Source organism: Streptomyces sp. SID4985 (assembly GCF_009863025.1).
Lineage (GTDB): Bacteria > Actinomycetota > Actinomycetes > Streptomycetales > Streptomycetaceae > Streptomyces.
This window is the reverse complement of the sequence record NZ_WWIR01000712.1, coordinates 1-12,313: the sequence shown is the minus strand read 5'-3', so window position 1 is coordinate 12,313 and position 12,313 is coordinate 1. Positions and strand designations below refer to the sequence as shown.

At 73.6% G+C, this 12,313-nt stretch carries 13 protein-coding genes; 11 read left to right on the top strand and 2 right to left on the bottom strand.

The genetic code is table 11. The annotated features are described in order from the left end of the window. Positions 1 to 354: 354 nt before the first annotated feature. Positions 355 to 1,140, top strand: a complete 786-nt coding sequence (locus GTW40_RS31545; protein ID WP_161183553.1) for a tetratricopeptide repeat protein — start codon at positions 355 to 357, stop codon at positions 1,138 to 1,140. A gap of 103 nt (positions 1,141 to 1,243) precedes the next feature. Here the strand turns inward: GTW40_RS31545 and GTW40_RS31540 are convergent, their stop codons facing one another. Then, positions 1,244 to 2,527 (bottom strand): DUF1015 domain-containing protein, encoded by a 1,284-nt coding sequence (locus tag GTW40_RS31540; RefSeq protein WP_161183551.1) that lies wholly within the window; start codon positions 2,525 to 2,527, stop codon positions 1,244 to 1,246. A gap of 73 nt (positions 2,528 to 2,600) precedes the next feature. Here GTW40_RS31540 and GTW40_RS31535 point away from each other — a divergent pair, with 73 nt between their 5' ends. The 4 genes from GTW40_RS31535 to GTW40_RS31520 all read left to right on the top strand — a co-directional run bounded on the left by GTW40_RS31535 (position 2,601) and on the right by GTW40_RS31520 (position 6,678). Further along, positions 2,601 to 3,629 carry an HAD hydrolase-like protein gene (locus tag GTW40_RS31535; RefSeq protein ID WP_161183550.1) on the top strand — a complete coding sequence of 343 codons (1,029 nt, stop codon included), beginning with the start codon at positions 2,601 to 2,603 and terminating at the stop codon, positions 3,627 to 3,629. 96 nt (positions 3,630 to 3,725) lie between these two features. Continuing rightward, entirely contained in the window at positions 3,726 to 4,769 is a 1,044-nt protein-coding gene (locus tag GTW40_RS31530) for an iron chelate uptake ABC transporter family permease subunit (RefSeq protein WP_161183549.1), read from the top strand. Then, positions 4,766 to 5,812, top strand: a complete 1,047-nt coding sequence (locus tag GTW40_RS31525) for an iron chelate uptake ABC transporter family permease subunit (RefSeq protein ID WP_161183548.1) — start codon at positions 4,766 to 4,768, stop codon at positions 5,810 to 5,812. The genes GTW40_RS31530 and GTW40_RS31525 overlap by 4 nt, the downstream gene beginning before the upstream one ends. Continuing rightward, positions 5,809 to 6,678, top strand: a complete 870-nt coding sequence (locus GTW40_RS31520) for an ABC transporter ATP-binding protein (protein ID WP_161183547.1) — start codon at positions 5,809 to 5,811, stop codon at positions 6,676 to 6,678. Before GTW40_RS31525 ends, GTW40_RS31520 begins: the two co-directional genes overlap by 4 nt. Positions 6,679 to 6,693: 15 nt before the next feature. Here the strand turns inward: GTW40_RS31520 and GTW40_RS31515 are convergent, their stop codons facing one another. Next, positions 6,694 to 7,041, bottom strand: coding sequence for a sterol-binding protein (locus tag GTW40_RS31515; RefSeq protein ID WP_161183546.1), 348 nt, complete (start codon positions 7,039 to 7,041; stop codon positions 6,694 to 6,696). Between the two features lie 42 nt (positions 7,042 to 7,083). Here GTW40_RS31515 and GTW40_RS31510 point away from each other — a divergent pair, with 42 nt between their 5' ends. The 6 genes from GTW40_RS31510 to GTW40_RS31485 form a co-directional block, all read left to right on the top strand. After that, positions 7,084 to 7,317 (top strand): hypothetical protein, encoded by a 234-nt coding sequence (locus tag GTW40_RS31510; protein WP_161183545.1) that lies wholly within the window; start codon positions 7,084 to 7,086, stop codon positions 7,315 to 7,317. A gap of 40 nt (positions 7,318 to 7,357) precedes the next feature. After that, positions 7,358 to 8,173, top strand: a complete 816-nt coding sequence (locus tag GTW40_RS31505) for a TlyA family RNA methyltransferase (RefSeq protein ID WP_161183544.1) — start codon at positions 7,358 to 7,360, stop codon at positions 8,171 to 8,173. Further along, positions 8,170 to 9,090, top strand: a complete 921-nt coding sequence (locus GTW40_RS31500) for an NAD kinase (RefSeq protein WP_161183543.1) — start codon at positions 8,170 to 8,172, stop codon at positions 9,088 to 9,090. The genes GTW40_RS31505 and GTW40_RS31500 overlap by 4 nt, the downstream gene beginning before the upstream one ends. A 39-nt stretch (positions 9,091 to 9,129) precedes the next feature. Further along, positions 9,130 to 10,872 carry a DNA repair protein RecN gene (gene recN, locus GTW40_RS31495; protein ID WP_202486673.1) on the top strand — a complete coding sequence of 581 codons (1,743 nt, stop codon included), beginning with the start codon at positions 9,130 to 9,132 and terminating at the stop codon, positions 10,870 to 10,872. 55 nt (positions 10,873 to 10,927) lie between these two features. Continuing rightward, complete coding sequence (locus tag GTW40_RS31490; RefSeq protein ID WP_161183542.1) at positions 10,928 to 11,716, top strand: hypothetical protein; 789 nt, start codon at positions 10,928 to 10,930, stop codon at positions 11,714 to 11,716. A 193-nt stretch (positions 11,717 to 11,909) separates the two neighbouring features. After that, positions 11,910 to 12,313 (top strand): glycosyltransferase (locus GTW40_RS31485; RefSeq protein ID WP_161183541.1); only part of this gene is annotated, 404 nt, incomplete at its 3' end.

Below are 12,313 nucleotides of genomic sequence, written 5' to 3'. Positions count from 1 at the left end.
GACGACCGTGGCAGCGACCGTCCCTCGTACCCGCGTCGCGATGACGACCGTGGTGGTTTCCGCCGCGACGACCGTCGTGACGACCGCCGCGATGACCGTGGTGGCGACCGTGGTGGTTTCCGGGGCCGTGACGACCGGGGCGGGGACCGTCCGTCGTACCCCCGTCGGGACGACCGTGGTGGACGTCCGTCCAGCGGTGGGTTCCGGGGTCGGGACGACCGGCGTGGTGGGGACGACCGGCGTGGTGGTTTCCGGGGGCGGGACGACCGTGACCGGGACCGCGACCGCGACCGGGAGCCGATCAAGCGGCTGCCGATCCCCGAGGACGTCACCGGTGACGAGGTCGACAAGGACGTGCGGCAGGAGCTCCAGAGCCTGCCGAAGACGCTCGCCGAGGACGTCGCGCGCAACCTGGTGATGGTCGCCCGGCTCATCGACGAGGACCCCGAGGGTGCCTACGGCTACTCCCGGGTGGCCCTGCGTCTGGCGTCCCGTGTCGCCGCCGTCCGTGAGGCGGCCGGTTTCGCGGCGTACGCGAACCAGAAGTACTCCGAGGCCCTGGCCGAGTTCCGGGCCGCGCGGCGGATGACCGGCAACACGGACCTGTGGCCCGTGATGGCCGACTGCGAGCGTGGTCTGGGCCGTCCGGAGAAGACGCTGGACATGGCCGGTGCCCCCGAGGTGCAGAAGCTGGACAAGGCCGGTCAGGTCGAGATGCGTCTCGTCGCCGCCGGTGCCCGGCGTGACATGGACCAGCTGGACGCGGCGATCGTGACGCTCCAGAGCCCCGAGCTGGCCTCCAACTCGGTGCAGCCGTGGACCGCGCGGCTGCGGTACGCCTACGCCGACGCCCTGCTGGCCGCCGGCCGGGAGACCGAGGCGCGCGAGTGGTTCGCCAAGGCCGTCGAGGCCGACCGCGACGGCAGCACCGACGCCTCCGACCGGCTCGCCGAGCTGGACGGCGTGGAGTTCGTCGACGCCCTCAACGACGACGAGGCCGACGCCGAGGGCGACGTCACCGTCACCGTCACGGAGACCGTGACCGTCACCGAGGCCCCGGCCGTCGCGGCTGAGGACGAGGACGAGGACGAGGACGACGAGGACGACGAGCCCGCGGTGCGGAAGACCGACGAGGACTGACGCGTCACGCGGTGACCACAGCACATGAGTGAGGGGCGGAACCCGGCCGGGTTCCGCCCCTCACTCATGTCCGGAGCCGGTCGGCCGGCAGGCGGCCGGGACCTCAGATGTCCAGCACCCGCAGCACCAGGCCCGACGCCGGTTTCGGGCCGAACGACGTCGACTTCCGGGGCATCGTCACCCCTTGGCGGGCCAGCTCCCGTACGACGTCCTCGCGGACCGGGTGCAGCAGGACGGCCGTGGCGCCGCTGCGTTCGGCCTTCGCGACCGTGGCGGCCGTGTCGTGGATGTAGGCGATGTGGGCGGGGGAGTCCTCGGGGATGTGCCACACGTGCTCGAGGAGCGTGGCGTGCAGGACGGTCGCGTCCAGGGAACGCCAGGCGGCGGGGCGGTCGGCCGGGACCGTGCGGGCCAGCAGCTCGGGGTCCGGCTTGTCCAGGAGATGGAAGGCGCCGTCCCCGGCCAGCAGGAAGGCGTTGCCCTCGGCGGCCGCCTCCGCCAGCTCCGTCAGCGCCTCGGCCAGTGGCAGCTCCAGGCGCCGTACCCGGAACAGGTCCCGCACCGCCGTCAGCGCGTCCGCCACCGGCAGGCCGTGCAGCAGACGGTGGATCGCGCGGACACGCAGCGGATAGCGGACGGTGTCGACCAGCAGGACCAGGCCGTGGTCCCAGGGACTGGGCGAGGGATGTTCCGCGCGGAGCAGCCGGTAGGTGGCCCAGCGGTGGTGGCCGTCGGCGATGAGGGCCTGGTGTCCGGCCAGGTCGGAGCGGACGGCATCGAGGTCTGTGGGCTCGGTGACCGCCCAGAGGCGGTGGCGTACGCCGTCCTCGGTGGTGGTGGCGAGCAGCGGCGCGTGCGCGACCGTACGCTCCACGACCTCGGCCGTGGCGCCGTTGCCGCGGTAGGTCAGGAGCAGGGGTTCGAGATTGGCGCGGGTGGCGCGCATCAGGGCCGCGCGGTCGGCGACCACCGGGGGCATGACGTCCTCGTGCGGGAGGACGACGCCCTCCTCGGGTTCCGAGACGCGCAGGGCGCCGATGACGCCGCGCTGGACCCGGCCCTCGACGTCGCGCTGTTCGTACACGTACAGCGCGGGCTCGGGGTCGGCGGTCAGGACGCCCTCGGCGAGCCAGCGGCTCAGGGTGCCGGCCGCCTGGCCGTTGCGGACGGTGGGGGTCTCGGCCTGCGGGAGGATCAGCCGGACGATGTTGTGCGGGTCGGCGTCCTGGAGGTGGTGCAGGCCGTCGGGGCGTACGACCACGTCGTACGGCGGGGAGGTGACGGAGGCGAGGCTGCCGACCCGTTCGGGGTCGTAACGAAGGCCTCGGAACGGGGTGAGTTCCAGGCCTCGGGGCGCCGTTGCTTCCGAGTGACCTGCGTTGTTCATCCCGGCATCGTACGTGTGCGGGGGCGGTGGGGGATGATCGGGGGAAAGAGCGTCGAACGAGGAGCGATACCGCATGACCCAGAGCGTCAGGACGAGGCCCGAGGGCAGTGGGCGGCCCCTGAGCGAGGCGTACGACACGGCGCTGCTCGATCTGGACGGGGTGGTGTACGCGGGTGGCGAGGCCATCGCGCACGCCGTGGACTCGCTCGCGGTCGCGCGCGAGGAGGGGATGCACCTCGCGTACGTCACCAACAACGCGCTGCGCACCCCGGACACGGTCGCCGGACACCTCACGGAGCTGGGCATACCGACCGGGGCCGGTGATGTGATCACCTCCGCGCAGGCGGTGGCCCGGCTGATCAGCGAGCAGGTGCCCGCCGGGGCGAAGGTGCTGGTCATCGGCGGTGAGGGGCTGCGGGTGGCGCTGCGCGAGCGCGGGCTGACGCCGGTGGAGTCGGCGGACGACGACCCGGTGGCCGTGGTGCAGGGCTACGGCGGCCCGGACCTGACGTGGGGGCGGTTCGCGGAGGCGTCGTACGCGGTGGCGCGCGGGCTGCCGTGGTTCGCGTCCAACACCGACCTGACCATCCCGAGCGGGCGGGGCATCGCCCCGGGCAACGGCGCTGCCGTGGAGGTCGTACGCATCGCGACCGGTGCCGAGCCGCAGGTGGCGGGCAAGCCGCTGCCCCCGATGCACAAGGAGACCATCCTGCGCACCGGCGCCGAGCGGCCGCTGGTGGTCGGGGACCGGCTGGACACCGACATCGAGGGCGCGTTCAACGGCGAGGTCGACTCGCTGCTCGTGCTGACCGGCGTCACCGACGGCGCCCTGCTGCTCGCCGCGCCGCCGCAGCACCGGCCGACCTATGTGGACGCCGACCTGCGCGGACTGCTCACCGGGCAGCCGGAGGTCACGGAGGCGGGCGACGGGTTCCGCTGCGGTGGCTGGACGGCGACGGCCGGGGCCGAGCGGCTGGAGCTGACGGGTGACGGCGAGCCCCTCGACGGGCTGCGGGCGCTGTGCGCGGCGGCCTGGACGGCGGCCGGTGAGAGCGCGTGCGCGCTGGACGGAGGCAAGGCGCTGGCCCGGCTCGGGCTCTGACCACGGCGTATGTCTTGGAGCCCGGCTGATGCGGGCTCGTACGAGGGCCCCGTACCGGTCACTTGATCACATTGGAGGATAGGCTAACCTAACCTCGTGTTGGTCGAGAGTCCTCCGGAACCGCGCGCGGAAATCGCCCCCGCGCCCCCGAAGCGACGCGCGGTACGGGCCCTCGGGCTCCTCCTCGCCGTCGTGCTCCTGGCGTTCGTCGCCGCGGCGAGCATCGCCATCGGCGCGAAAGCACTGTCACCCGACCAGGTCCTGCACGGCCTGTTCCACGACACGGGGACGTACGGCGACACCGTCGTGGGCTCCCGGATCTCGCGCACCCTCCTCGGCCTGCTGGCCGGGGCCGCGCTCGGGCTTTCCGGGGCCGTGCTCCAGGCGGTCACCCGCAATCCGCTGGCCGACCCCGGTCTGCTCGGCATCAACGCGGGTGCCTCCGCCGCCGTCGTCACGGCCATCACCTTCTTCGGTGTGACCTCGCTGACCGGCTATGTGTGGTTCGCGTTCGCCGGTGCCGCCGTGGTGGGCGCGCTGGTGTGGTTCCTCGGCGGCAGCCGGGGCGCCACACCGGTGCGGCTCGCGCTGGCCGGTACGGCGATCAGCGCCGCGCTGTACGGCTACCTCCAGGCCGTGATGATCTCCGACGACGCGGCGCTTGGCCGGATGCGGTTCTGGACGGTCGGCTCGCTGGACTCGGCCACCAACGGGACCATCGTCCAGGTGCTGCCGTTCCTCGCGGCGGGCATGGTCCTCGCGCTCGCGCTGGCCCGGCCCCTGAACGCCATGGAGATGGGCGACGACACCGCCCGCGCGCTCGGCGCCAACCTCCACCGCACCCGCGGCCTGGCCATGCTCGCCGCGACCGTGCTGTGCGGCGCCGCGACCGCCGCCTGCGGTCCGATCGTGTTCGTCGGCCTGATGGTCCCGCACGTCGTGCGCTCCTTCACCGGGCCCGACCTGCGCTGGATCCTGCCGTACGCCGCCGTGCTGTCGCCGGTGCTGCTGCTCGGCGCGGACATCATCGGGCGGCTCGTCGTGCGCCCCGCCGAACTCCAGGTGGGCATCGTCACCGCGATCATCGGCGGCCCGCTGTTCATCATGCTCGTACGACGCCGGAGGACGGCCCAGCTGTGAAGACTCACTCCCGGAGCCGTGCGGTACGCACCCCCGGCGGGCTCTCCCTGCGCGTGGACGCGCGCGCCCTGATCGTCGTCCTGCTGCTGATCGTGGCCATGCTCGCCGCGGGTGTGGCCCTGATCGGCACCGGCGACGCGAAGATCCCGGCGATCGACGTGCTGCGGACCCTCGCCGGGAACGGCAACGCGTACCAGGACTTCATCGTCAACGAGCTGCGGCTGCCGAGGCTGCTCGTCGCCCTGCTGGTGGGCGGCTCGCTGGGCCTGGGCGGCGCCCTGTTCCAGTCGATCTCGCGCAATCCGCTGGGCAGCCCGGACGTGCTCGGCCTCTCCCAGGGCTCGACCGCCGGTGCCCTCGTGGTGATCGTGCTGTTCTCCGGCAGCGCCACCGCCGTGACCCTCGGCGCGCTGGTCGGCGGCCTGGTCACGGGCGTCGCCATCTATCTGCTCGCCTGGAAGCAGGGCGTGCACGGCTACCGGCTCGTCCTGGTCGGCATCGGCGTCTCCGCGATCCTCACCGCCGTCAACGGCTATCTGATCACCAGGGCCGACATCGTGGACGCCGCCCGCGCGGTGGTGTGGATGACCGGCTCGCTCGACGGCCGGGACTGGACCCAGGTCTGGCCCCTGCTCTGCATGTGCGCGGTCCTCGTCCCGCTGGTCCTCGCCAACGGGCGGGGCCTGAGGATGATGGAGATGGGCGACGACGTGTCGTACGCGCTCGGGGTGCGCGTGCAGCGGGTGCGCCTGGTGCTGATGGTCTCCGCCGTGCTGCTCACCGCCGGTGCCACCGCCGCCGCCGGACCCGTCGGCTTCGTGGCGCTCACCGCACCGCAGCTCGCCCGTCGGCTCACCCGGTCGCCCGGCCCCAACCTGGTGCCCTCCCTCTTCATGGGCGCCGCCCTGCTCGTGACCGCCGACTGGCTCTCGCAGCGCGTCTTCGGCGCCGACCAGCTGCCCGTCGGCGTGGTCACCGGCGTCCTCGGCGGCGCCTATCTGCTGTGGCTGCTGGTCACCGAGCGCAGGGCGGGCCGGATATGAGCGGCGCCCCGCGCACGGACGGCACGACGACGAACACTTCTAGGAGCACTGTGAACCGCCTGTCCGCCGAGAACGTCACCCTCGCCTACGAGCAGCGCGTCATCGCGGAGAAGCTGTCGGTGGAGATACCGGACAACTCCTTCACCGTGATCGTCGGCCCCAACGCGTGCGGCAAGTCCACGCTGCTGCGGGCGCTCTCGCGGATGCTGAAGCCCAGCGAGGGCCGGGTGCTGCTCGACGGCCAGGTCATCCAGTCGATGCCCGCCAAGAAGGTCGCCCGCACGCTCGGACTGCTGCCCCAGTCCTCCATCGCGCCCGACGGCATCACCGTCGCCGACCTCGTGGCCCGGGGCCGCTACCCGCACCAGGGCATCCTGCGCCAGTGGTCCGCCGAGGACGAGCGGATCGTCGCCGACTCCATGGCCCGCACCGGCGTCGCCGAGCTGGCCGACCGGTACGTCGACGAGCTGTCCGGCGGCCAGCGCCAGCGCGTCTGGATCGCCATGGCGCTCGCCCAGCAGACCCCGCTGCTCCTCCTGGACGAGCCGACCACCTACCTCGACATCCAGCACCAGATCGACGTCCTCGACCTGTGCGCCGAGCTGCACGAGACCCAGGGCCGCACCCTGGTCGCCGTGCTGCACGACCTCAACCACGCGGCCCGCTACGCCACCCACCTCATCGCCCTGCGCGGCGGCGAGGTCATCGCGGAGGGCGCCCCCGGCGACATCGTCACCGCCGAGCTGGTCGAGAAGGTCTTCGGGCTGCGCTGCCAGGTCATCGACGACCCCGAGACCGGCACCCCGCTGGTGGTCCCGGCCGCGCGCAAGGCCCGACCGGCGGCGAAGGCGGCAACGGCGTCCTGAGCCGGAGGCCGGTTTTCACAGCAGCTTTCTCAGCCGGAACAGATCCAGCAGGCTCGCCTCCAGGCGTACCCGGCCCGATCCCCAGGCGGTCGCGAAGTTCAGCTCGCCGTCCACAAGGGACACCAGGTCGTCGCCCGTGAGGGCGAGCCGGATCTGCGCCCGCTCGCCCGGCGGACCCGGCAGGGTCCGGTCCACCTCGATCCGGCCGCCCGTCATGCGGCCGGCGAAGGTGACGTCCAGGTCGGTGATGTGACAGCTCACCGAGCGGTCCAGGGCTGCGGCGGCGCGCACGTCGCCCTCGGCGCCCAGCATGTTGTCCGAAAGCTTCTCCAGTGCGGCGCGGCACTGCTCGATCGTGGCCATCGCGCACGACGGTACCCCAGCCGTTCGCGGTAGCGTCTGGGCATGAGCGAGTCCGCCGCCGAGCCGCAGGGCGCCACCGAACACGACACCGGGTACGAACCCGAGGCCCCGGCCCCGCTGAACGTCCCCCGCACCCCCACCGGCGACCCGGACGTGGACGCCCGCCTGGCACGGATGGCCGACGCCGACCGCCTCACGGCCGACGGACACCTCGCGGTGTACGAGGATGTACACGCGGGGCTGCGCGACGCGCTGAGCGCGCTCGACGCCCGCTAGATCCGAAAACGCCGTTGAGAAGTCAGGAGCTGAACCGAACGTGGCTGGAGTCGCACGCCGCCGTCTGGACGCCGAACTGGTCCGCCGGAAGCTGGCGCGCTCGCGCGAGCACGCGAGCCAGCTGATCGCCGCCGGGCGGGTCAGCGTGGGCAAGACCGTGGCGACCAAACCGGCCACCCAGGTCGAGACCGCGGCCGCCATCGTGGTCCAGTCCGACGACGGCGACCCCGAGTACGTCTCCCGGGGCGGCCACAAGCTCGCGGGCGCGCTCGCCGCGTTCGTCCCCGAGGGGCTCGTCGTCGAAGGGCGCCGCGCGCTGGACGCGGGCGCCTCCACCGGCGGCTTCACCGACGTCCTGCTGCGCGCGGGCGCCGCGCACGTCGTCGCCGTGGACGTCGGCTACGGCCAGCTCGCCTGGTCCCTGCAGAGCGATGAACGCGTCACCGTCAAGGACCGTACGAACGTACGGGAGTTGACGCTCGATGCCATCGACGGGAAGCCTGTCGACCTGGTGGTGGGCGATCTGTCCTTCATTCCGCTGGGGCTGGTGCTGCCCGCCCTCAAGCGGTGCGTGACGCCGGACGCCGATCTGGTGATGATGGTCAAGCCGCAGTTCGAAGTGGGCAAGGAACGGCTGGGCAGCGGGGGAGTCGTACGGAGTCCGCAACTGCGGGCGGAGGCCGTGCGCGGGGTGGCCGAGAAGGCCTGGGAGCTGGGGCTCGGGGTGCGAGGAGTGACCGCGAGTCCGCTGCCGGGCCCCTCGGGCAATGTCGAGTACTTTCTCTGGCTGAAGTCCGGTGCACCCGAACTGGACCCGGCCGACGTCGATCGTGCAGTGGCGGAGGGGCCGCGTTGACACAGAACCGAGCGCGAACTGTTTTCCTGCTCGCCCACACCGGGCGTCCGGCTGCGATCCGCAGCGCGGAACTCGTGGTGAAGGGGCTGCTCTCGCACGGGATAGGCGTGCGGGTGCTGGAGGAGGAGGCGCGCGACATGCCGCTGCCGGGCGAGGTCGAACTCGTCACGGAGGCGGCACCGCATTCCCTGGACGGCTGCGAGCTGCTGATCGTCCTCGGCGGCGACGGCACGCTGCTGCGCGGCGCCGAGTTCTCCCGTGCCTCCGGGGTGCCGATGCTCGGCGTCAACCTCGGCAGCGTCGGCTTCCTCGCCGAGGCCGAGCGGGACGACCTGGACCGGGTCGTGGACCGGGTGGTGGCCCGCTCCTACGAGGTCGAGGAGCGCATGACCATCGACGTGGTCGTGCACCGCAACGGTGACATCGTGCACACCGACTGGGCGCTGAACGAGGCCGCCGTCCAGAAGGTCTCCGCCGAGAAGATGCTCGAGGTGGTCCTGGAGATCGACGGCCGCCCGGTCACCGCCTTCGGCTGCGACGGCATCGTGCTCTCCACGCCCACCGGGTCCACCGCCTACGCGTTCTCCGCCGGAGGCCCCGTGGTGTGGCCCGAGGTGGAGGCGCTGCTCATGGTGCCGATCAGCGCCCACGCGCTGTTCGCCAAGCCGCTGGTCACCTCGCCGGACTCGGTGCTCGCCGTGGAGGTGCTGCCGCACGTGCCGCCGGGCGTGCTGTGGTGCGACGGCCGCCGCACCATCGAGCTGCCGCCCGGCGCCCGGGTCGAGGTCCGGCGCGGGGCCGTCCCGGTCCGCCTGGCCCGGCTGCACCACGCGTCCTTCACCGACCGCCTCGTGGCGAAGTTCGCCCTGCCCACCACGGGCTGGCGCGGGGCCCGGCAGGACCACACCACCGAGTGACATGGGCGGCCTGTGTGCGCATCCCGCCCCGGACCTCGTATGGTCTGTTCCGTGTTGGAGGAGATGCGCATACGGTCGCTCGGGGTCATCGACGACGCCGTGGTCGAGCTGTCACCCGGGTTCACCGCTGTCACCGGTGAGACGGGTGCGGGCAAGACCATGGTCGTCACCAGCCTGGGGCTGCTGCTCGGCGGGCGCGCCGACCCGGCGTTGGTCCGGCTCGGCGCGGGCCGGGCGGTGGTGGAGGGGCGGATCGCCGTACCCGCCGACGCCTCGGCCGTCGTACGGGCCGAGGAGGCCGGGGCCGAGCTGGACGACGGCGCCCTGCTGATCAGCCGCACCATCTCCGCCGAGGGCCGCTCCCGGGCGTACCTCGGCGGCCGCAGCGTCCCCGTCGGGCTGCTCGCCGAGCTGGCCGACGAGCTGGTGGCCGTGCACGGGCAGACCGACCAGCAGGGCCTGCTCAAGGCGAACCGGCAGCGCGGCGCGCTCGACCGGTACGCGGGCGAGTCGGTCGCGGTGCCGCTGGCCGCGTACACGGACGCCTACAAGCGGCTGCGCGCGGTGAGCACCGAGCTGGACGAGATCGTCACCCGCGCCCGCGAGCGCGCCCAGGAAGCCGACATGCTGCGCTTCGGCCTGGACGAGATCGCGGCCGTGGAGCCGCGTGCCGGGGAGGACGTGGAGCTGGCCGAGGAGGCCGAGCGGCTCGGGCACGCCGAGGCGCTGTCCTCCGCCGCGACCGTCGCGCACGCGGCCCTCGCCGGGAACCCCGAGGACCCCGAGGGCATCGACGCGGCCACGCTGATCGCCGGTGCCCACCGGGCCCTGGAGGCGGTCCGCTCGCACGACCCGGCGCTGGCCGCGCTCGCGGACCGCATCGGCGAGATCGGCATCCTCGCCGGGGACGTGGCCGGCGAGCTGGCCGGATACGCCGACGACCTGGACGCCGATCCGCTGCGGCTGTCGGCCGTGGAGGAGCGCCGGGCCGCGCTGAACGCCCTGACCCGCAAGTACGGCGCGGACATCGCCGCCGTGCTCGCCTGGGCCGAGCAGAGCGCCGCCCGGCTGACCGAGCTGGACGGCGACGACGAGCGGATCACCGAACTGACCGCCGAGCGCGACGAGCTGCGCACCGAACTGGGCGCGCTGGCCGAGCAGTTGACCAAGGCACGCACCGAGGCCGCCGAGCGCTTCGCGGCCGCCGTCACCGCCGAGCTGGCCTCCCTCGCCATGCCCCACGCCCGGGTGTCCTTCGATATTCGGCAGACCGAGGACCCCGACGGCGTCGAGTCCGGGGAGCGCACGGTGGCGTACGGCCCCTCCGGCGTGGACGAGGTCGAACTGCTCCTCGCCCCGCACCCGGGCGCCCCGCCCCGGCCCATCGCCAAGGGCGCCTCCGGTGGTGAGCTGTCCCGCGTGATGCTCGCCGTGGAGGTCGTCTTCGCGGGCACCGACCCGGTACCCACCTACCTCTTCGACGAGGTCGACGCCGGAGTCGGCGGCAAGGCGGCCGTCGAGATCGGCCGCCGCCTCGCGAAGCTCGCCCGCACCGCCCAGGTCGTCGTCGTCACCCACCTCCCCCAGGTCGCCGCCTTCGCCGACCGCCAGCTCCTGGTGGAGAAGACCAACGACGGCTCGGTCACCCGCTCCGGCGTCAAGATCCTGGAGGGCGAGGACCGCGTCCGCGAACTCTCCCGGATGCTCGCGGGCCAGGAGGACTCCGAGACTGCGCGGGCCCACGCGGAAGAACTGCTGGCGACGGCACGCGGAGAGGCGTAGGACCAGGGTGCCCCTGCCGGGCGGGGGCACCTCAACTCCCTTCTGGAGTGGCCGGATGACCACCCGCACGACCACCTTCACGGCGGCCGCCCTCCTCACCCGGGGCGCCACGGCCGCCCTGCGCGCCCTCGCCCCCGGCGGCGCGGGCCGCTGGCAGCGGAAGAACCACGCGGGCCGGACCGTGGAGCTGTACTGCGGCCCCGCCTGTGCCGCCGCCACCGCCCTCGCCGCCGCGCGCGTCCATCCCGCCGCCGGGCTCGCGGTGTTCGCCGCCGGTGCCTGCGGGGCGTACGACGACATCGCCGGGGCCGGTGATCCGCGCCGGGGCTTCCGGGCCCACCTGGGCGCGTTGCGCGAGGGCGAAGTCACCTCCGGAGCGGTGAAGTTGTTCGGCATCACGGCCGCCGCACTGGTGGCCGGGGCGTTCCTCAAGCAGCGCCCGCTGGACCGGCTGCTGGCGGGCGTGGTGATCGCGGGGGCCGCGCACACCGTGAACCTGCTCGACGTGCGCCCCGCGCGGGCCGCCTCGGCGGTGCTCGCGCTGGGACTGCCCGGGGTGGTGCGGGGTGGAACCGGTGGCGTGCTGGCGGCGGCCGCCGTGGGTGGGGCGGCGGCCGTGCTGCCCGAGGATCTGGGGGAGCGCGCGATGATCGGGGACACCGGGGCGCACGCCCTGGGGGCCGCGCTCGGGACCGCCGTGGTGGCGGCCAACGGGCGCGCGGGGCTGCTCGCGCACGCCGTCGCCGTCGTGGCCGCCACGGTGTACGGGGACCGGGTGAGCGACTGGGCGCGGGGGCTGGGAGCCGTCGGCAGCACGGTTCGGTCGGCTCACCCGGACGGGTGATATGCGCCTGTGTGTTGCCTCTGTCCGCCGGGGTCCGCGCTGACCGGCGATTGCCGGAACGGCCTTGGCTCCTGGCATCCTTGAGGGGGAAGGCGGCGGGAGCGGAAGGGGCGCGACAGCTCCTCGCGGCGCCGACGACCGCTACCGTCTGTACGTCCCTTCGTGAATGCCCGCCGAATCAGGAGCCGGCCCCGTGAGCCCCGTGAGCAGCACCGCACCGCCCGGCCAGTCGCCGCTGCGCACCGTCCAGGTGCTCGGCGGAGGCAACGCGGGCAGCAGCGCGCATGTGCGCTCCCTGGCGGCGGGCCTGGTCGCGCGCGGGGTACGGGTCACCGTGTGCGCCCCGGCCGAGGCCGACCACACCTACGACTTCAGCGGGACCGGCGCCGAGCACCTGCCCGTGCCGCGCAGCGGCGACCCGGCGGCCGTGGCCGCGCTGCGGGCGGCCTGCGCGGACGCCGACCTGGTCCACGCGCACGGCCTGCACGCCTCCCTGCGTACCGTGCTCGCGCTCGGCGGCCGTACCACCCCGCTGGTGGTCACCTGGCACAACCGGGCCCGTGCCGAGGGCGCGCGGGCGCGGCTGCTGCGGATGCT